The following is a 19,704-nucleotide window of genomic DNA, read 5'->3' on the forward strand; positions in this document are numbered from 1 at the left end:
CAGATGCTGACCTCCCCATTACAACGAGGAAGAAGCTTTAGCACAACCGCTAATTTCTCAATCAACGATGTAGCTTTTGCTAATGCATAGAATGGACACGTGGAGATACACCAGCTCGAAATCCTGCGCGAACTCGGCGCCCTGGGCAGCGTTAAGGCGGTCGCGGAGACCCTGATGGTCACGCCGTCGGCCGTCTCCCAGCAGCTGGCGCTGCTGCAGCGCACCGTGGACGTGCCCCTGACCCGGAAGGAGGGCCGGAACCTGGTCCTCACCGAGGCAGGCCAGGTGCTCGCGGACGCCGGTGCCGCCGTCGTCAGCGCCATGGCCGAGGCGCGCACTGCGATCGGAAGTTATCACGGCACTGCGGCGGGCAGGGTGACGCTGTCCGGTTTCCACAGCGTGGGGCAGGCCGTTTTTGCGCCGCTGGCCAGGATCCTCGATGCGCCCGGCCAGCCGCGGATCGAACTCTCGGACGAAGACGTGGCGCAGCAGGACTTCCCCGCCCTGACCGCGCGGTATGACCTGGTCCTCGCCCATCGGATGGACCACAGCCCCCGCTGGCCCGCCGATCGGGTCACGGTGATACCCCTCGCCCACGAACCGCTCGACGTTGCCTTGCCTGCCGCCCACCCATTGGCGGGGAAGCCTGCAGTAACAGCGGACGACGTCGGCGGCGAGGCTTGGGTGACCAGCCACGCCGGCTACTCCCCCGCCGATGTGTTGTCCGCCGTCGCGGCTGTTTCCAGCCGCGAGCTGAACATTGTGCACCGAATCAACGACTACTCCACCGTTGCGGCACTCGTGGCCGCCGGCAGTGTGGTGGGACTGCTGCCGAGATACACGGCGGGACCCGTACTCAACCCCGATATTGTGCTGCGGCCGCTGGAGGGAATCAGCACCCGGCGGCGGATCGACCTGCTGGCCCGGCCCGAAAACCTGAAGCGGCGTTCGGTCATGATTGTCTCCGAGGCACTGCAAGAGATCATGGCCGGGCTGGTGGAACAGGGCTGACCCGGCTGGGTCCCACTCAACGTCGTCATTTCGCGCTTTCACGACGCCTAATGCCAGTCACTTGGGGTTGTTGTGCCCCTTGCCGTGGCCCTGACCGTGGCCGCGGCCCAGCCCAAGGCCGGGACCGTCGCCGCCGCCCTCGGCGATCCGCCCAGCCGTAGCCTGGTCCCCGTTCTTCACTCCGGAAATCCGGACGGTGTCGCCGGTGGCTATGTCCCTGATGGTTCCCTCCGTCGGCTTAACCCGCTTGCCGTCGTCGTCCGTTCCCTCGGAGCTCTCCGATCCCGGGGAGCTCTCCGACGCCGCGGCGGGAGCCTTGTGGATTTTTGTGTCCGCGTTGACGGTGTACGTCCGGGAGTAGCCGTCCTCGCTCTTGACTGTGATCGAGGTGTCGCTGACCGCTTCCACCGTGCCGCGCTGCTCAAGGATGGTCTGGAAGGTGCCGTCCGCCTTCTTCACCACGCTTTCACTGTGAAGGTGCTGCGGGCGCTGGGCTTTGTCCGGCTTGTCCTTGCCGTTTTCCTGTCCCTGCACGGACTGGGATTGGGAGGGCAACGGCGACGGCGGGAAGGTGTCACCCGCTGCCCAAGCAAACGCTACCCCCGTCCCGGTTAGGGCCAAGGCCACCGACCCCGCCAGCACGGTCTTACGGATCTTTAACGGGTCCGGAACAAACATCAAAACTACCTCCCACAGCAACAGTAGGGCCTGTTTGCCCCTGCAACCGGCACCCTGGAGCTTCAGTGTAGGGCTGGGATGCGCGGCTGCACACGAGTAGTCCGGGGCATGTGGGAACCGAGTACTACTTAAACCACAACTGGGCAGCGCCAAATATCGTTATGCGGGGTCAAAACGACACTTGGCGCCACCCAGTCGGGTGGGAGGGATTAGACGGTGACGCCCAGCTTCTCCAGGATCAGCTCGCGGACGCGGCCGGCGTCAGCCTGGCCGCGGGTGGCCTTCATGACCCCGCCCACGATGGCGCCTACGGCCTGGACCTTGCCGCCGCGGATCTTGTCCGCGACGCCGGGCTGGGCGGCCAGTGCGGCATCGATGGCTTCGAGCAGGGGCCCGTCGTCAGAGACCACGGCCAGGCCGCGCTTCTCCACGATCTCGGCCGGGGTGCCTTCGCCGGCGAGGACGCCGTCCAGCACCTCGGTGGCCATCTTGTTGTTGATCTTGCCGTCCTCCACCATGCGGGCGAGCTCCACGATGGTGGCGGGCTGGACACCGAGCTGGCCGGGATCCACATCGGCGTTCTTGGCCCGGCCCACGATCTCGCCCATCCACCACTTGCGGGCGACAGAAGCGGAAGCGCCGGCGGCGATGGTTTCCTCGATCTCGTCCATCACACCGGCGTTGACCACGTCGCGGAATTCGAGGTCCGAGTAGCCCCAGTCGGCCTGGAGGCGCTTCCGGCGGGCGGCCGGCGGTTCGGGCAGCGTGGCGCGGAGCTCCTCCACCCATTCGCGGGCCGGCACCACGGGGACCAGGTCCGGCTCGGGGAAGTAGCGGTAGTCGTCCGCGTCGGACTTGGCCCGGCCCGAGGTGGTGGTGCGGGTGTCCTCGTGCCAGTGGCGGGTTTCCTGGGTGACCGGAACGCCGGAGTCCAGCACGGCGGCATGCCGCTGGATCTCGTAGCGGACGGCGTGTTCGACGGCGCGCAGCGAGTTCACGTTCTTGGTCTCGGACCGGATGCCGAACCGTTCACGGCCGTGGGGGCGCAGCGAGACGTTCGCGTCGCAGCGGACGTTGCCGCGCTCCATCTTCGCGTCAGACACGCCAAGGTTCTTCACGATCTCGCGGACGGCAGCCACGTATGCCTTGGCCAGTTCAGGCGCGCGGGATCCGGCACCTTCGATGGGCTTGGTGACGATTTCCACCAGCGGAACGCCGGCGCGGTTGTAGTCCACCAGCGAGAAGTCCGCGCCCTGGATGCGGCCGGTAGCGCCGCCCATGTGGGTCAGCTTTCCGGCGTCCTCCTCCATGTGGGCGCGCTCGATCTCCACCCGGAACACAGTGCCGTCGGAGAGCTCGATGTCCAGGTAGCCGTCGTAGGCAATGGGTTCGTCGTACTGGGACGTCTGGAAGTTCTTCGGGGTGTCCGGGTAGAAGTAGTTCTTCCGGGCGAAGCGGCAGGACTCGGCGATCTTGCAGTTCAAGGCCAGCCCGATTTTGATGGAGGACTCGATCGCTGCCTTGTTGACCACAGGCAGGACGCCGGGCATCCCGAGGTCCACTTCGTTGACGTTGGTGTTGGGATCGTCGCCGAAGACGTTCGGGGCGGAGGAGAACATCTTGGTCTTGGTGTTGAGCTCCACGTGGACCTCGAACCCCAGGACGGGATCGTACTTCTCCATGGCCTCTTCGAAGCTCAGGATTGCGTCGGTGTTCATTATTTTGCCTCCTGGGCTGCGAGGGTTTCGACAACCGTTTCGGTTTCGACAGGCTCAACCACCGAGGTGGCCAGCGCTGGCGCCTGGGCCAGCAGCGGGCCGCCCCACTTCGCTTCGAGCAGCGACTCCAGCACCGCACCCACGCGGTACAGGCGGGCGTCTTCGCGGGCCGGGGCCAGCAGCTGGATGCCCACGGGGAGGCCGTCCTCGTCGGCAAGGCCGCCGGGCAGGGACAGGCCCGGCACGCCGGCAAGGTTGGCCGGGATGGTGGCGACGTCGTTCAGGTACATCGCCAGCGGATCGTCCAGTTTCTCGCCGAGGCGGAAAGCGGTGGTGGGGGCCGTGGGCGAAATCAGGACGTCAGCAACGGTAAACGCGGCTTCGAAATCGCGCTGCACCAGGGTGCGGACCTTCTGCGCGGAGCCGTAGTAGGCGTCGTAGTAACCGGCGGACAGGGCATAGGTGCCCAGGATGATGCGTCGCTTGACCTCGTCGCCGAAGCCGGCGGCGCGGGTGGCACCCATGACGCGTTCAATGGTCATGGGGCCCTCTTCGGGGAGGACGCGCAGGCCGTACCGGACGCCGTCGAACTTGGCGAGGTTGGAGGACGCCTCGGAAGGCATGATCAGGTAGTAGGCGCCCAGGGCGTACTGGAAGTTGGGGCAGGAAACCTCCACGATCTCCGCACCGGCCTCCTTGAGGAGCTCCAGGGCATCGTTGAACCGGTTTTCGACGCCGGCCTGGTAGCCCTCGCCGTGCAGTTCCTTGATGATGCCGATCCGCAGGCCCTCGACGTTGCCGGTTTTAGCTGCGGCGACGAGGTCGGCAAGCGGGTCCGGCAGTGAGGTGGAGTCGCGGGGGTCGTGCCCGCCGATGACCTGGTGCAGGAGGGCCGAGTCCAGGACGGTCCGCGAAACGGGGCCGATCTGGTCCAGGGAGGACGCCATGGCGATGGCCCCGTAGCGGGAAACGCTGCCGTAGGTGGGCTTGACGCCCACGGTGCCGGTGACGGCGCCGGGCTGGCGGATGGAGCCGCCGGTGTCCGTGCCCAGGGCGAGCGGAGCCTCGAAAGCGGCGACGGCGGCAGCGGACCCGCCGCCGGAGCCGCCCGGAATGCGGTCCAGGTCCCAGGGGTTCCGGGTGGGGCCGTAGGCGGAGTGCTCGGTGGAGGAGCCCATGGCGAACTCGTCGAGGTTGGTCTTGCCCAGAATTGGCATCCTGGCGGCGCGCAGGCGCTCCACTACGGTGGCGTCGTAGGGGCTGTGCCAGCCTTCGAGGATCCTGGAGCCTGCCGTGGTGGGCTGGCCCACCGTGACGATGAGGTCCTTCACGGCGATGGGCACACCGGCCAGGACATGCAGGGCTTCGGCTTCGGCGCCGCCGGCAGCGCGGATGGCGTCCACCTCGGCGGCGACGGCGAGCGCTTCCTCGGCGTTGACATGCAGGAAGGCGTTGACGCCGCGTTCGCCGCCGTCCACGGCGGCGATCCGGTCCAGGTAGGCCTGGGTGACCTCGACGGAGGTCACCTCGCCGGCGGCCAGCTTTTCGGCCAGTTCAGCGGCGGAGAGGCGGATGAGTTCGTTGCTGTCAGTCATGGTTATGCCTCATCCAGGATTGCCGGAACCTTGAAACGGTTGTCGTCGGAGTCCGGCGCACCGGAAAGTGCCTGTTCCGCGGTGAAGGTGTGGCCCACAACGTCTTCGCGGAACACGTTGGTCAGCGGAATGGGGTGGGACGTGGCGGGCACGTCGTCGCCGGCGGCTTCGCTGACGGATTTGACCGAATCAACGATGACGGCGAGTTCTCCGGCCATCCTGTCCAGCTCTTGAGCACTCATCTCAATGTGAGCGAGCCGCGCGAGGTGCGCAACGTCGTCACGGTTGATCGCAGCCATGGATCTCCCCTGCAAAGTTTGAATTGATTTCCGATCCATTCTAGTGGGGAAACGATGATGCCCGTCTGACGGCCCCCAGCGGGCGTCAGACGGGCACCTTCTTGCCGCATACCGCCCACCAGGGGCAACATCGCGGCAGCTACAGACTAGCCGATTCCGATGGCTCCGGTCAGTATGCCAATTCCCAGCATGACCAGCGAAACCACTGCTGCGCGCCACAGGACTTTCTTGTGGTGGTCGCCGAGGTCAACCTTGGCCAGCGAGACCAGGAGCAGGATGGCGGGGACCAGCGGGCTCTGCATGTGGAACGGCTGTCCGGTGATGGAAGCCCGGGCCATTTCGGCGCCGCTGATGCCGTAGTGGGCAGCCGTCTCGCTCAGGACGGGAAGCACACCGAAGTAGAAGGCGTCGTTGCTCATAAAGAACGTCATGGGGATGCTCAGGAGGCCGGTGATGACGGCCATCAGCGGGCCCATGCTGGACGGGATGATCTGCACCAGCCACGCGGACATCGCTTCGACCATGCCCGTGCCCTTCAGGACGCCGGTCAGGACTGCGGCAGCCATGACCATGCTGACCACGGCAACGATTGACGGCGCGTGGGCCACGATCTGCGCGGCCTGGTCCTTGACGTGGGGGAAGTTCACCAGCAGGGCGATGGCCGAACCGACCATAAAGACGTACGGCAGGGGCACGAGGTCGGCGATGAGCATGCCCATCACGGCCACCGTGAGGGCCAGGTTGAACCACTGGAGCTTGGGGCGCAGGGTCTTGCGGTTGGGATCCAGTGCCGTGTCCGCCATGGCGGTGTCGCTGGCATCGACGAGGTCTTCGGTGCGTTCCAGGACAGCTACGCCGGAGCCTCCGACGGCGGGGCCTCCCGTTGCCGGAACAGGTGCGGGACCGCGTCCCGAACCGCCGCGGCCTGAACCACCGCGGGACGTGCCGGTTCCGCCTGCAGGCGTGCCGCCGTCGAACCCTTCGGCAGTATCGGGGACGCCCCAGATTTCAGGCTGTGTGGCACGGAGGCGGTTGCGCTCCTGCAGTCCGAGCACCCAGGCGAAGACCAGGACGACGGCCAGGCCGGCGGCCAGGGACGGGATCATGGGGACGAAGACCTCGTTGACGTCGATCTTCAGGGCGCTGGCAGCGCGGGCGGTGGGGCCGCCCCAGGGGACGATGTTCATGGTGCCGTTGGCCAGGCCGGCCACGCAGGTGAGGACCACGGGGCTCATCTTCAGCCGGAGGTAGATCGGCAGCATGGCTGCGGTGGTGAGGATGAAGGTCGTGGAGCCGTCGCCATCAAGGGAGACTGCTGCGGCCAGCAGGGCGGTGCCCAGGACCACCTTGGCGGGGTCATTGCCGAGCTTGCGCAGGATGAACCGGACCAGCGGATCAAACAGCCCGACGTCGATCATCAGGCCGAAGTAGATGATGGCGAACATGAGCAGGGCTGCGGTGGAGGTCATCGACTTCATCGAGTCCATCACCATGTCGCCAATGCCCAGGCCGGCGCCGGCGAAAAGACCAAAAACTGTTGGGACGATGATCAACGCCAGCACTGGCGTCAACTTCTTCGTCATGATCAGCACCATGAATACCGCGATCATGGCGAATCCAAGTAATACCAGCACGGCTGGGCTCCTTCTTTGTGAACAGCGGCACAGCGGTGTGACGCGTGCTACAGACTTTAGGGTGGCCCGGGTCACGGCAATGCCTTTGGCGCAATTGATTGGCATACTGCTTATTGCGAGCATTTAGCTCATTGTGCTCACGGGCTCAGCGGGCCCCATTTACCAACCCGGATCGAGGAGGATCATGCTGCGTTCCAGTTCCCGCGCGCCGCTGCGGTTCTCCACCCAGACGCTGCTGCTGCAGCTGGCGGTGGTGCTTTTGGTGGTTCTGCTCAGCGCAGCAGTGCATGCCTGGCTGACCTATGACCGGGTGGGCCGCGAGGCGGAGAACCAGGCACTGACGCTGGCCCGGACGGTGGCCGCGGATCCCTCGGTGCGGGCCGAAAGTACTGGCCATCAGCGAACAACCCGGCACTCCCCCGGCCTCCGAACTCGCTGCCGGGCCGCTGATGGCGTCGGCCGAAGCCGCACGTGCCCGGACCGGTGCCCTGTTTGTGGTGATCACCGACGAGACCGGCCTGCGGCTGGCCCATCCGGATCCGCAGCGGCTCGGGGAAAGGGTGAGCACCGATCCGTCCGAGGCCCTGTCCGGCCAGGAAGTCACCACGCGGAACACGGGAACACTGGGGCCTTCCGCCGGCGCCAAGGTTCCGGTCTTCGCTCCCGGCGGCAGCACCGTGGTGGGAGAGGTCAGCGTGGGCTATTCGATGGAAACCGTGGGCCAGAGCGTGGAACGGGACATCGGCCCGGTAGCCCTGACGGCCACCGGCGCGCTGTTCGCCGGCATCCTGGGGTCCTTCCTGCTGCGCCGCCGCCTGCAGCGCCTCACCCTGGGCCTGGAGCCGGAAGAGATCAGCTCCCTGGTCCACGACCAGGTGGCGGTCCTGCAGGGTGTGGACGACGGCGTGATCGGCGTTTCCGCCGACGGCCGGATCACCGTGTTCAACGCCGCGGCGCAGCGCCTGCTGGGGCTGGGCGATCTCGCCGGAACACACTGGGAGGACGCCCCGGTGCCGGACCTGTTGAAATCCCTCACCCGGCCCGGCTCCGGTGACGCTTCCGCCATTGAACTGGTGGCTGGCGGCCGGGTACTCGTGGCAAACGCCCGCAAAGCCCTTCACAGGCGGGAGGACCTGGGCTGGGTGGTGATGCTCCGTGACCGCACCGAGCTGCAGCAGCTCACCCGGCAGCTGGACGCAGTGGGCACCATGTCCACGGCATTGCGGGCCCAGCGGCACGAGTTCGCCAACCAGCTGCATACCATCGCGGGGTTCATGAGCATGGGGCAGCACCAGCAGGCGCGCGACTACCTGGCCCGGCTGGCCGCCACAGGGCCGCTGAAGTTTCCGGTGGACCAGGCCGAGCTGCTGCAGGACCCTTACCTGCAGGCCTTCGTCGGAGCCAAGGGCGTAGAGGCTGACGAGCGCGGGGTCGCCTTGCGGATCGGGCCCGAAACCCTGGTCCGCGGGCAGGTCACCGACGCCCAGGACGTCACCACCGTGCTGGGCAATTTGATCGACAATGCCGTCAACGCCGCCGTGGCCGGCTCAGCTCGGGACCGGTGGGTTGAGCTGGAGGTGCTGGATGAGCCGGGCGACGACGGCGGCACGCTCCACGTGGTGGTCGCCGACTCCGGGGACGGGCTGGCGGAGGAAACGGACGCCGAGGCGATCTTCGCCGAAGGCTTCACCACGGCGTCCGGTCCTGTACGTGCCGGCGGGGGCCAGGGGTTCGGGCTGGCACTGGCCCGCCAGCTGGCCCGGCGCCGCGGCGGGGACGTCCGCCTGCTTGAAGCCGGGCAGCCCGGCGGACCAGGCGCAGTTTTTATGGCAACGCTCCCCGGCACCACTGCCGGGGCCAGGAATTCCCGGTTCAACGATGCCGCATCTCAGGACGCCGCATCTCAGGATGCAGCATCTCAAGACGCCGCGTCGCAGGATGCAGCCGGAAAGGACACTCATGGCTGATGATTTTCGGGTGCTGATCGTGGATGACGACTTCCACGTGGCCAAACTGCACGCCGCCTACGTGGATTCGGTGGCGGGGTTCCTGGCGCTGGCGCCGGTGGGAACGGCGTCGCTGGCGCTGCAGGCCATCCACAGTCTGCGGCCGGACCTGGTGCTGCTCGACGTCTACCTGCCCGATGCCTCCGGCCTGGACCTGCTCCAGCAGCTGGATGTGGACACCGTGATCCTGAGTGCCGCTTCCGACGCCGCCTCCCTCCGGGTGGCATTCCGCCGCGGTGCGCTGGGTTACCTGCTGAAGCCCTTTACCGCGGATTCCCTGTCGCAGCAGCTTCGGTCCTACGCGCGGTACCGGCGCCTGCTGTCCCAGCCCGGGGCGCTGGACCAGGACGCGGTGGAGCGGGCCAAGCGGGCGCTGATCCCTGGTGACGTCACGCCGTCGTCCAGGCCGCGGTCCGCCACTGAGGCGGCGGTGCTGGAATCCCTGGTCCCCGGCGAGCAGTATTCGGCGGCGGAAGTGGCCAGCCGCGTGGGTGTTTCCCGGGCGACGGCGCAGCGTTACCTGTCCTCACTGGCCGACGACGGCGCAGTGGATATCCAGCTCCGCTACGGGACCACCGGCAGGCCGGAGCACCGCTACGGCCTGCCGGCTGGCTAGATTAGCTGGCGCTCCTCTGGGCCACCAGCTCGATTTCCACGAGCATTTCCGGATCCAGGAACGGCAGCACGTGCACCAGGGACAGCGTGGGCCGGATCTCGCCGAATACCTCGCCGTGGGCACGTCCGGCGTCTTCCCACTTGCTGATGTCCGTCAGGTACAGCTTGGACTGGACCACATCCTCCAGGCTGAAGCCGGCGTCAGCGAGGACCTTGCCGAGCTTCTGCAGGATGAACTGGGTCTGCGTGTAGAAGTCGTTCCCCACGATGCCGTCCTCGCCGCTGGCTGCGGTGGCGGAAATGTAGAGGGTGTTGTCCACCTGGACGGCCCGGGAGTAGCCGAGGGTCTGTTCCCAGACGGAGCCGGTGCCGAAGGTTTTGCGCATGGTGGGCCTTTCAAAGCTGGAATGAGTCGGCACCACTTTAGGGCGGCTACAGGTCCAGCCGGTAAACCAGCAGCTTTATGTCAGTTCGGGGGACGAACCAGTCCCTGTCCGGCATCCGCGCGAAGCCGGTTTTGTTGTACAGTCCGCGGGCGCTTTCCCAGGTGCTTCCGGTGGTGAGCGAGACGGCGCTGATCCCGTCCAGTGCCTTGGCGTGGTCCACGATGGCAGCCATAATGGCTTTGCCTGCGCCGCTGCGTTGCACGGCCGGGTCCACCACCAGCATGCGGAACTCCAGTTCATCCCGCAGTGCGATATCCGCATAGGGCTCGCCGGCCAAGGCAAGGGTGACCGAACCCACCACGTTTCCGGCCCGCTCCGCCACCCAGACCGTGGCCTGGCCGGCGCGCTGCGCAACGTCCTGGACCTTGCGCATGTAAGGGTGGTCGGCGTCGTCGAAGTACCCGGCGGCCAGGTAGGAATCCCTGGTGATGCGGGCAACGGCGTCGAAATCGGATTCGACGGCGGGACGGACGGTTATCTGCTGATGCACCCATCAATGGTAGTGGTACTGCCCAGTAGCAAGCGGCAAAAGGGTGCTTTCCGTGACTGAACTATCAGTCAGGCGGAATTGGCAGCCAGACCGGAACTGGCAGTCCGGGCGAAACTGGCAGTCAGAGCGGAAATTTTCCGGACAGCTCCAGGCTGGCCGCGCACGTCCAGGCGTCCAGCCGCTCCTGATCGGTGGGGCCGCCGTCCAGCGGGCTGGTCAGCCGGGGCCGGCGGACCCAGCAGCCGGCTTCCTCGGCGATCAGCGCCCCCGCGGAAAAGTCGTGTTCGTTGAGCCCACGTTCGCCAAAGGCGTCGTGGGTGCCGTCCGCCACCATGCACAGATCCAGCGCCGCGGACCCCAAGCGGCGGACGTCCGCGAACCCTTCCAGCAGTTCGGCAAACTGCCCGGCCTGTTCCGAGCGGACCAGCGGATCGTAGTTGAAGCCGGTGGCCAGGATCTGCCCCTTGCGGCCCGGCACGGGCCCTTCCAGCCGGGTCACGGTCCCGGCTTCCTCCAGCCAGGCACCCTGCCCGCGGGCAGCATAGTAGACGCGGCCTAAAGCAGGGGCGTTGACGACGCCGGCCAGCCAGACGCCGTCGGCATCGGCCACTGCCACGGAGGTGCCGTAGTAGACGATGTTGCGAATGAAGTTGGTGGTGCCGTCCAGCGGGTCGATGGACCAGCGGTAGCCGGTGGGATCCGCCGGCCGGGTGGTGCCGTATTCCTCGCCGGTGATGCTGTCGCCGGGCCGGGCGGCGGCAATGACATCGCGCACCGCGTTCTCCGCGGCGACGTCGAACGCGGTGACCCAATCGCCGGCGTCGCCCTTGTTGCTGGCGTGGAGCGCGTCAGCGTTCCTGCCGGCAAGGACCCTGGCGCCGGCGGCCGCAGCCTGCCTGGCCACCTCCAGCAGTCCGGTAACGCCGGTCATCGGGCCGCCTCCGCCTCTGCCGGTTCCGCCCCGGAATCAGCGCCGCCCTCCAGCGCTGCCGGGCCGCGGGCCAGCAGCTGCCGGAAGCCGTCCTCATCCAGCACGGGTACGCCCAGCTGTTCGGCCTTGTCCAGCTTGGTTCCCGCGTTTTCGCCGGCCACCACGTAGCTGGTGTTCTTGGAGACCGAACCTGAGGCCTTGCCGCCGCGGACCAGGATGGCTTCCTTCGCCTCGTCGCGGCTGAAGTTCGGCAGCGAGCCCGTCACCACGACCGTCAGCCCTTCAAGGGTCCGCGGCATGGACTCATCCCGCTCGTCCTCCATCCGGACCCCCGCCGCGGCCCAGCGCTCGACGATGTCGACGTGCCAGTCCTCGGCAAACCACTCCTTGAGGGCGGCGGCAATGGTGGGACCCACCCCATCCACGTGGGCCAGTTCATCCTCGGACGCCTTCCGGATGGCGTCCATGCTGCCGAAGGAGGTGGCCAGGGCGCGGGAAGCCCTCGGCCCCACGTGCCGGATGGACAGCGCCACCAGCACCCGCCACAGCGGCTGGGTTTTCGCCTTCTCCAGCTCCCGGAACAGCTTCTCGGTAGTCGCGGTGGGCTTGGACGGCGACTTCGCAGTGCCCTTGCTGTAGAAGTAGGGCACCAGTTCAAACTCCCCGGTGGGCACGCCCTTGGTGCGCTTTTCCCGCCTGATCCGGACATCGGCGAGCATTTCCGGGGTGACGTCGAACAGGGCCGCTTCCGTGGTCAAGGGGGGAACGTCGGGTTCTGCCGGCTGGGTGAGGGCGATGGCTGCCTCCCACCCGAGGGCCTCAATGTCGAAGGCACCACGCCCGGCAAGGTGGAACACCCGCTCCCGCAGCTGCGAGGGGCAGGATTTTGAGTTGGGGCAGCGGATATCAACATCGCCCTCCTTCGCCGGCGCCAGGGGCGTGCCGCAGGAAGGGCATTCGGTGGGCATCACGAAGTCGCGGACCGGCGGATCCTGCTGGTCTCGCAGGGCCAGGACCGGGCCCACGATTTCAGGGATGACGTCGCCGGCCTTGCGCAGGACCACGATGTCGCCGATCTTCACGCCCTTGGCCTTCACCACGTCCTGGTTGTGCAGGGTGGCCATTTCCACGGTGGACCCGGCCACCTTGACGGGCTCCATCATGCCGAAAGGCGTGACACGTCCGGTGCGGCCCACGTTGACCTGGATGTCCAGGAGCTTGGTGTGGACCTCCTCAGGCGGGTATTTGTAGGCGACGGCCCACCGCGGCACGCGGCTGGTGTAGCCAAGGGCCCGCTGGATGGCGAAATCGTCCACCTTGATGACAATGCCGTCAATTTCGTGCAGCAGTTTGTGGCGCTTGTCCCCGTACCGCTTGATAAAGTCCAGGACCTCGTCCAGGCTTCCCAGCACTTCCGAATAGGGGCTGACCGGCAGGCCCCAGTCCTTGAGCACGGCGTAGGTTTCGGACTGGCTGCGTGCCTGGAGCCCCTCGCGGGCACCGATCCCGTGGACAAACATTTTCAAGGGACGCTTGGCTGTTTCCGCCGGGTCCTTCTGGCGCAGCGAACCGGCTGCGGCGTTGCGGGGGTTGGCCAGGGGCGCCTTTCCTGCTTCAATCAGCGCTTCATTAAACTCGGCGAAGGCCTGCGAGGGGATGAACACCTCGCCCCGGATTTCCATCTCCGCGGGAAACCCCTCCCCGTTCAGTTCCTGCGGGATTTCCTTGATGGTGAGCACGTTGTGCGTAATGTCCTCGCCGGTGGTGCCGTCACCGCGGGTGGCGGCCCGCACCAGTTTCCCGTCCCGGTACAGCAGGTTGACCGCAAGGCCATCAATCTTCAGTTCGGTCAGCCAGGCCGGCCGATGCGATCCGTCACCCAGCTTCTCGATGCCGGCCGCTGCTTTGGTGAGCCAGGCTTCGAGTTCCGCAAGGGAAAAAACATCCTCCAGGCTGTACATCCGCTGCAGGTGCTCCACGGCGGCGAAAGCGGCGGAGACTTCACCTCCCACTTCCTGGGTTGGCGAGTCATTGGACACCAGTTCCGGGTGGAGCGCCTCGATTTCCTCCAGCCGCCGGAACAGTTCATCGAATTCCGCGTCGGAAACCAGGGGGGTGTCTTCCTGGTAATAGGCAAACCTGTATTTCCGGACGAGGTCGACGAGGTTCTCGTATTCCTCACGGACTGGTTCGGTGGGGGTTGCTTCCGGCTCGACGGGTTCGGTGGTGGTTGCTTCCGGCTCGACGGGTTCGGTGGTGCGGGTGGCGGTCTGTTCTGCGGGGCCTGGTCCTGTACTCACAGACCTATCTTGCCCGAAACCCGATGCCTATGCTCGGGGCGCAGCTGTGATGTGGCAGATAATCTGGCAGGTCAGTGGGCCCTTGGGCGGAACCGGTTCCTGCCCCACCAGATGAAGGAAGCACCCGCGGCGCCCAGCAACAGGACGCCTGCGATGATGGGCAGGAGGGCCGGACCGCCGGAGCCCGGATCGCGGTCAGGGTTGACGGCTGCCACCCGGCTGGCCCGGGCGGACCTGGTGACGGGCGTGTTCCAGTCCTGTCCGCTTGAGGCGCCGGTGGGCGGCGGGGAACCGGCAGATCCTGTGGCGGCGGCCGCAGCGGACGGACCCGCGGCGGTGTCTTCCGGTTCGGCCGCCGGGGCGGCCGGTACCGGGTCGGTTCCGGCAGGAGGCGTATCCGACGGTGCGGCCTGCTCCGGAGGCGCGGGCACAGGGTCCGAGGGCGGAGCAGGCGGACTTTCGGGCTCTTTGGGCTTCCGCGTGCGTGTGGGCCCGGCAGGTTCCGGGTCCTCCGTGGGGCCGGACCAGCAGACCAGGAGGCATTGGTCAGGAGATGTTGTGGAGGCGGGTGTGGGTTCCGCGGATTCCGCGGCTGCAGGGCCGACCGAAAAGAGGCCCAGGGTGATGGCCAGGACTGCTGCTGATGCCGTCGTCGAAGCAACGCGGAAAACCGGTGAAGACGGGGTCATTGCTACCTTTCGGTGCGCGCAGTCCCCCACTGCGGCTTTCTTGGTGTCCCCGGTAGTCTTCTACAACGCGCAGCAGGGCCGCAAATCCACAGGATCCGCGGCCCTGCCGTCATTGGCGTGTCAGTCCCTGTTTTCGGGCGGCAGGGCAACCTGGATTTTGCGGGCCTTTCCGCGCCCCACCACGTACCCCCGGCCGGGAATGAAGTCCGGACTGATCCGGCCCAGGGACGTGTTAAGCAGGCTGTCCCCTTCGATGTCTCCGGGGTTCAGCAGCAGGCCGCGCCGTCCCGACTTGAAGGGCTGCGCGAGGGACCAGGCCGAGGACCAGGTGGAGGTTTCGGATTCACCGATGACCCACTGGTCCGCCTTGATGGACGCCGTCACCAGCTGGCCCACACCGGACTCCGCCAGGGTGTCGGTGAACTCCGTAAGCCCCTCGATGAAGATGGCCAGCGCGCCGGGATTTCCCGAAGAGTGCTCCACCAGGTCTTCCACCACCTCGGCCACATCGTCCGGACCCACCACCGAGCGGTTCCAGATGGGCAGGGAGGCGACGGCGGACCGGCGGGCCCCGATGTAGACGAGTTCAGTGGCGGGGTTGGAACGGCGAAGGGCGTAGGCCAGGGTCACAAGCGCCACGGTCCGGCCGGCGCCGGGCGGGCCGGCGAGGAGGAGCGGGCCCCGTGCCATGACCTCGGCCGGCTGGAGCGTTTCGTCGTCGACGCCGATCACGGGCAGGTTGGCGACGCCGGCGGGCAGAACGTCCAGGTCCACCTGCTCCGGCAGCCTCTCGATGCCGGGGGCGGCCGCCAGGCCCTGGCGCAGCATTGCTTCGCTGAGCTTGTGCACCTCGCGCGCCTGCAGGGCCAGGTTGGAGTTCCCGCCCAGCACTGCGAGCTGGACCTCGAGCCCGTCCAGGAGCCCGCGGCCGGGCGGGGATCCTGCACCGAGCACGTCCCGCGGAACGTCCATGGAAATGTAGTCGTCCTCGGAGGAGAGCCGGAGCACCAGGCGCCGCTGGATGGAAGCGAGCAGCGAGGCGGGGACCGAATTGGGGCGGTCCCCGCTGACCACCAGGTGGATGCCGAGGGTGCGGCCGTCGGTAGCCAACTGCAGGAAGATGTCCCAGAGCCCGGACAACCTGCTGTGTTCGTACGCCTCACGGAACGCGGACATCCCGTCTACAAGGACGAAGATCCGCTTCTCGTCGGGCCGGTTGGCGAGCTTCCGGTACTCGACGATGGTGGAAGCACGCACCTCGGCGAATGCGGCGGATCGCTGGTCCGCGATGTCCCGGAGCAGGCGCAGCAGGCGCCCCACCCGTTCCACGTCGTCGCCATTGATGATCTCGCCCACGTGCGGAAGCTCTTCCAGCATCCGCAGCCCGGAGGAGCCGCAGTCGATCCCGTAGACGTGCACGGGCCCGCCGCGGGGAGTCACTGCGGCAGCGATCGCAATGCCGCGCAAGGCCGCCGATTTTCCGGAACCGCCCGTACCGTAGATGGCCATGTTGCCATCTTTGTCAGGCCGGTAGAACACCGTGGGCTGGGCCTGCCGGACCGGGTCGTCGGCCACCCCGAGGAGCAACTGCTCGTCGGTGCGGGGGTTGGGCAGCCTGGAGAAATCGTAGGTTTTGGCCAGTTCATCCAGCCATGGTTTCCTCGGGGGCTTGATCGCGAGCGAGCCGGCAGCGCGGACAATGGTCGCCGTCATCCTCGCGATGTCGTTGGGGCCGGCCGGCGCCTCGAGCACCGGCTTTTCGGGGGCCGGGGCCTCCCAGCTGGGGCCGGAGCCGAACGCCATTTCCACCACGTCGATCTGCGGCCGCTGGGGTTTGTCGGTTGTCCAGCCGCCGGCGTAGCCGGTCTGGAAGCCCTGGATCCGGCCGGGCCCGGTCTTGGCCGCACCGCGGCCCGGGATGGAGGGGTCGAAGTAGGCGGCGTCCGGGACGCCTAGGATGTCGCTGGCGTCGTCCTCGTCGGCCATCCGCAAGGCAACCCTGAGGTTGGTGTTGGCGCGCAGGCTGTCCTTGATCACACCGGCCGGCCGCTGGGTGGCCAGGATGAGGTGCAGGCCCAGGGAGCGCCCGCGCGCGGCGACGTCCACCACCCCGTCCACGAATTCCGGGACTTCGCTGGCGAGCGCCGCGAATTCGTCCACGATGATGATCAGGTAGGGCGGCGCCTCCGGATCGGCCTCGCGCTGGAGGGCCAACAGGTCCTTGGCCTTTTTGCGGTTCAGCAGCTGCTCGCGGTAGTGCAGTTCGGCCCGGAGCGAGGTCAGCGCACGCCGGACCAGGTGCGGCGAAAGGTCCGTAACCAGTCCTACCGTGTGCGGCAGGTTGATGCAGTCCGCGAAAGCGGCGCCGCCCTTGTAATCCACGAACAGGAAACTGACCCGGTCCGGGCTGTACGCTGCGGCCATGCCCATCACCCAGGATTGCAGGAATTCGGACTTGCCGGCACCGGTGGTCCCGCCCACCAGGGCGTGCGGGCCTTCGTTCTTCAGGTCCAGGTACAGCGGTTCGATGCCTTTGGAGCCCACCAGCGCGCGCAGGGTGCCGTTGTCCTTGCGGTTGGCCACGGCGCTGCTGTGTACGGAGTTGTTTTCCGTCCAGCGTTCGGCGACGGCCTGCGGGTTGTCCAGGAAGTCCTTGCCGATCAGGGTGGCATAGGAGACAGCACGCGGGAGGTCGGAATCGTCGGTGACGGGTTTGCCAACGTCCACCACCGGGGTAAGCATCCTGGCCAGCTGGGCAGCGAGCGCGGCGTCCACGCTTTCGCAGCTGACGGGGTACGTGTGGCGGCCCAGCCGGACCTGTCCGGTGGTGGTGCCGTGCTCGCCGTCCACCGCCATGAAGTCCCGGCAGGCAGCAGGCAGCGCCTGGACGTCCGTGGCGACCCAGAGCACGTGGACGCCGGCGTCGGGGCCGCGTTCAGCGAGCCGGGTGAGGCGTCCCCGGTCCACGGGGGCGTCGTCCTCCACGATCACCAGCACGGCCGGAACCACAGGCGCGTCCACCTCGTCCTTGGCGGGATCCAGCCGCGGGCGAAGGTCCGGGCCGGAACGCCTGGCAGCCGCTTCCCTCGCCTCCACGAGGTCTTCGAGGCGGGCCACCAGGGATGCGCCGCCGGCCGAACCGGCGGCCAGGTGGTCACCGGAAAGGGGGCTGTGGCCGGAGCCGACGTGCGGCAGCCACTGAAGCCAGGTCCACCGTTCCCGCGACTGGGCGGAGGTGATGGCCGCGAGGACCACTTCGGCCGGCGAGTGCAGCCCTGCGAGCTGGAGCACCATGCCGCGGGCCACGTCGTCGACCAGCCCGCGGGCTCCGGCGATGCCCAGCGAGCCGGCTGACCGGAGTTGGGATACCACCGGAACGCCTTCGATGTCCCGGAACTGCTTGATGCAGTCCTGGATTTCGCGGGCGTACACCACCTCGGTGTCGTTGTTTCCCGGTTCCTCCAGGAGCACCCGCGAAGGCACGGTGCCCAGGCCGAACCGCAGGCCCAGGAAGCCGCCGTGCTCGGGGCGGTGGGTCCAGAGCAGCGGACCCAGTTTGTAGATGGCATCAACGGTGTCACTGACGGAGGGTGCCTCCTGCAGCCGGACGGCCCGCTCCACGAGCTGGAGTTCGGTGATGTCCTCCCGGAAGGCGGCCATGGAAGCACGGAAATGCTTGAGCTGTTCCTTTTGCTGGCGTTTGGTCCGCATCTTCTGGTCCACGTAGTTACCCACGACGAACAGCGGCATCATCAGGATAAACAGTGCCGAGAGCGGGTTGTTGCTGACCGCGAAAACCACCATGCCCATCAGCAGCGGGACCATCAGCATGATGTACGGGAAGGGGTGCTCCTCGGGGCGTTTGGGCCCGGCAGGCAGGACGCGCTTCGGTTCCTCGAACCGGGGAACCACCCGGGGCGACCGGTTGAAGTCCACCAGGGGCGAGGTAGGTGCGGCCGCCTGGTTGTGTCCCAAGGGAACCACGGTGATGGTGGTGTCGCCCAGGGTGATGGTGTCCGAGGAGTTCAGGGCGGCCCGGGTGACTGGCAGTCCGTCCATGAGGAGCCCGTTGGCGGAGTTGGTGTCCACGATTTCGATGCCCTCGCCCACGGTGATCCGGGCATGGCGTTTGGAAGTCAGCGGATCGGAGAGCCGGATGTCCACGTCCCGGTCCCGGCCGATGTAGCTGGTACCGGAGGGCAGCGAAAATTCGCGGCCGACGTCGGGCCCTGACAATATGCGGAGGGTGGCGGCCGCGGGGCCCCGGTTTGCCCCGGCGTCACCGAACTGTGTGCTGACCTGGGCCAGCGACACCACGGAGCCGGGCCGGAGGCCGGATTCGAGGAGGTTGTCCCCGCGGGCAAGGATGTTGCCGCGCATGCCCCCGCCCACAAACGCCTCATCGATCTTCAGCGACAGGTTGTCCGGGGCGGGCGTGCCTTTACGGGCAGGGTCGGCGGACCACAGCGTTGTTGCCACATCGGCCACCGTGGCGAGGCCGTCGACGGTGATGGCAAGGTCCCTGGCGTCGGCAGGGTCCCGGCGGAGTGTCAGCCGGATCCTCATCCTTCGTCCACGCCCCTCATCTTCTCGAGCAGGTACAGGTCATCGGTGGTGACAAGGTGCGAGGTGACTGCGTGCTCCACCAGCCGGGCGCGGCGGTTCGTGGCGAGTTTGCCGCCGCCCCCGCGCAGGCCCACAACGCCCACCCGGTCCAGTTTGTCGCACACGTTGTCCAGTTTCCGGTTGAAGCGGGTGAGTGCCCAGCCCAGCGTTTTCGCGGCCGCCGCTGAGGACGGGATAGCGCTGAAGCCGGTCCCTTCGCGCCGCAGCATCGGCTCCGCGAGCGCCACGATGAGTGCCTTCTGCGAGTCCGTGAACACCACCGGGCCGATGGTGGTGTCCCCGTTGCTGTCCTCCTCACGCGCTCCCTGCCGGAACGAGGGCGTCTTCAGGTGGACCGCGAATTCATAAGTGGTGGGTCCTGCCGTAAAGATGATGTTGGTGTGGCTGAACACCAGCGGGATCCGGGCCCCGGGCGCGAGCCAGGCCTGCATGCCGCCCGAGGCGTCTGCCACGGTGGCGGAGAGCATGCTGCCCACATTGCTGAGCCACCAGATGCCGTCGTAGTTGGCCACCTGCAGGAACTGCCTGTGCAGGTACGGATTGTCGTCCACTTCGAGGTCGCCTTCGCGGCCGATGTTGAAGACGTCCTCGTCGGAGGGCTCATACCATTCCCCACAGAAATCTATTGCTAGATCCCCCATTTTCTGTGCCTCCTCATCGGGCAAA

At 67.1% G+C, this 19,704-nt stretch carries 14 protein-coding genes and 1 pseudogene; 3 read left to right on the forward strand and 12 right to left on the reverse strand.

Annotated elements, in window-relative coordinates:
* Positions 1–99 precede the first annotated feature (99 nt).
* Entirely contained in the window at positions 100–1,011 is a 912-nt protein-coding gene (locus QF047_RS13835; RefSeq protein WP_307278032.1) for a LysR family transcriptional regulator, read from the forward strand.
* A gap of 57 nt (positions 1,012–1,068) precedes the next feature.
* Here the strand turns inward: QF047_RS13835 and QF047_RS13840 are convergent, their stop codons facing one another.
* The 5 genes from QF047_RS13840 to QF047_RS13860 form a co-directional block, all read right to left on the reverse strand.
* A complete protein-coding gene (locus QF047_RS13840; protein WP_307278035.1) occupies positions 1,069–1,689 on the reverse strand; it encodes a DUF5666 domain-containing protein in 621 nt (206 codons plus the stop codon).
* Positions 1,690–1,898: 209 nt separating this feature from the next.
* Positions 1,899–3,407, reverse strand: coding sequence for an Asp-tRNA(Asn)/Glu-tRNA(Gln) amidotransferase subunit GatB (gene gatB, locus QF047_RS13845; protein WP_307278039.1), 1,509 nt, complete (start codon positions 3,405–3,407; stop codon positions 1,899–1,901).
* Positions 3,407–5,002 carry an Asp-tRNA(Asn)/Glu-tRNA(Gln) amidotransferase subunit GatA gene (gene gatA / locus QF047_RS13850; RefSeq protein WP_307278040.1) on the reverse strand — a complete coding sequence of 532 codons (1,596 nt, stop codon included), beginning with the start codon at positions 5,000–5,002 and terminating at the stop codon, positions 3,407–3,409. Before gatA ends, gatB begins: the two co-directional genes overlap by 1 nt.
* Before the next feature lie 2 nt (positions 5,003–5,004).
* On the reverse strand, positions 5,005–5,301 hold the full coding sequence (gene gatC, locus QF047_RS13855) for an Asp-tRNA(Asn)/Glu-tRNA(Gln) amidotransferase subunit GatC (protein WP_013600429.1): 297 nt from the start codon (positions 5,299–5,301) through the stop codon (positions 5,005–5,007).
* A gap of 146 nt (positions 5,302–5,447) precedes the next feature.
* Positions 5,448–6,935, reverse strand: a complete 1,488-nt coding sequence (locus tag QF047_RS13860; protein WP_307278046.1) for a CitMHS family transporter — start codon at positions 6,933–6,935, stop codon at positions 5,448–5,450.
* A 184-nt stretch (positions 6,936–7,119) separates the two neighbouring features.
* Here QF047_RS13860 and QF047_RS13865 point away from each other — a divergent pair.
* Positions 7,120–8,902: pseudogene (locus QF047_RS13865) on the forward strand (ATP-binding protein).
* Complete coding sequence (locus QF047_RS13870; RefSeq protein ID WP_306638800.1) at positions 8,895–9,557, forward strand: response regulator; 663 nt, start codon at positions 8,895–8,897, stop codon at positions 9,555–9,557. Before QF047_RS13865 ends, QF047_RS13870 begins: the two are co-directional and overlap by 8 nt.
* Before the next feature lies 1 nt (position 9,558).
* Here the strand turns inward: QF047_RS13870 and QF047_RS13875 are convergent, their stop codons facing one another.
* The 7 genes from QF047_RS13875 to QF047_RS13905 form a co-directional block, all read right to left on the reverse strand.
* On the reverse strand, positions 9,559–9,942 hold the full coding sequence (locus QF047_RS13875) for a RidA family protein (protein ID WP_307278049.1): 384 nt from the start codon (positions 9,940–9,942) through the stop codon (positions 9,559–9,561).
* A 46-nt stretch (positions 9,943–9,988) separates the two neighbouring features.
* Complete coding sequence (locus QF047_RS13880) at positions 9,989–10,492, reverse strand: GNAT family N-acetyltransferase (RefSeq protein WP_307278052.1); 504 nt, start codon at positions 10,490–10,492, stop codon at positions 9,989–9,991.
* 121 nt (positions 10,493–10,613) lie between these two features.
* Positions 10,614–11,423, reverse strand: a complete 810-nt coding sequence (locus QF047_RS13885) for an inositol monophosphatase family protein (protein ID WP_307278055.1) — start codon at positions 11,421–11,423, stop codon at positions 10,614–10,616.
* Positions 11,420–13,723, reverse strand: a complete 2,304-nt coding sequence (ligA, locus tag QF047_RS13890; protein WP_307278058.1) for an NAD-dependent DNA ligase LigA — start codon at positions 13,721–13,723, stop codon at positions 11,420–11,422. The genes QF047_RS13885 and ligA overlap by 4 nt, the downstream gene beginning before the upstream one ends.
* Before the next feature lie 71 nt (positions 13,724–13,794).
* Positions 13,795–14,412 (reverse strand): hypothetical protein, encoded by a 618-nt coding sequence (locus tag QF047_RS13895; RefSeq protein WP_307278059.1) that lies wholly within the window; start codon positions 14,410–14,412, stop codon positions 13,795–13,797.
* A 120-nt stretch (positions 14,413–14,532) separates the two neighbouring features.
* A complete protein-coding gene (locus tag QF047_RS13900) occupies positions 14,533–18,978 on the reverse strand; it encodes an FtsK/SpoIIIE domain-containing protein (protein ID WP_307278062.1) in 4,446 nt (1,481 codons plus the stop codon).
* Positions 18,975–19,679 (reverse strand): hypothetical protein, encoded by a 705-nt coding sequence (locus QF047_RS13905; RefSeq protein ID WP_307278066.1) that lies wholly within the window; start codon positions 19,677–19,679, stop codon positions 18,975–18,977. Before QF047_RS13905 ends, QF047_RS13900 begins: the two co-directional genes overlap by 4 nt.
* Between the last annotated feature and the right edge of the window lie 25 nt (positions 19,680–19,704).

It is taken from the genome of Arthrobacter sp. W4I7 (genome assembly GCF_030816215.1).
GTDB classification, from domain to species: Bacteria; Actinomycetota; Actinomycetes; order Actinomycetales; family Micrococcaceae; genus Arthrobacter; species Arthrobacter siccitolerans_A.

What these genes read in the sequence shown, in the direction of transcription:
- QF047_RS13885 (WP_307278055.1), bottom strand. Translation starts at nt 11,423, where the DNA reads ATGACCGGCGTTACCGGACTGCTGGAGGTGGCCAGGCAGGCTGCGGCC.
- gatA (WP_307278040.1), bottom strand. Translation starts at nt 5,002, where the DNA reads ATGACTGACAGCAACGAACTCATCCGCCTCTCCGCCGCTGAACTGGCC.
- QF047_RS13895 (WP_307278059.1), bottom strand. Translation starts at nt 14,412, where the DNA reads ATGACCCCGTCTTCACCGGTTTTCCGCGTTGCTTCGACGACGGCATCA.
- QF047_RS13900 (WP_307278062.1), bottom strand. Translation starts at nt 18,978, where the DNA reads ATGAGGATCCGGCTGACACTCCGCCGGGACCCTGCCGACGCCAGGGAC.
- QF047_RS13905 (WP_307278066.1), bottom strand. Translation starts at nt 19,679, where the DNA reads ATGGGGGATCTAGCAATAGATTTCTGTGGGGAATGGTATGAGCCCTCC.
- QF047_RS13875 (WP_307278049.1), bottom strand. Translation starts at nt 9,942, where the DNA reads ATGCGCAAAACCTTCGGCACCGGCTCCGTCTGGGAACAGACCCTCGGC.
- QF047_RS13840 (WP_307278035.1), bottom strand. Translation starts at nt 1,689, where the DNA reads ATGTTTGTTCCGGACCCGTTAAAGATCCGTAAGACCGTGCTGGCGGGG.
- QF047_RS13870 (WP_306638800.1), top strand. Translation starts at nt 8,895, where the DNA reads ATGGCTGATGATTTTCGGGTGCTGATCGTGGATGACGACTTCCACGTG.
- gatB (WP_307278039.1), bottom strand. Translation starts at nt 3,407, where the DNA reads ATGAACACCGACGCAATCCTGAGCTTCGAAGAGGCCATGGAGAAGTAC.
- gatC (WP_013600429.1), bottom strand. Translation starts at nt 5,301, where the DNA reads ATGGCTGCGATCAACCGTGACGACGTTGCGCACCTCGCGCGGCTCGCT.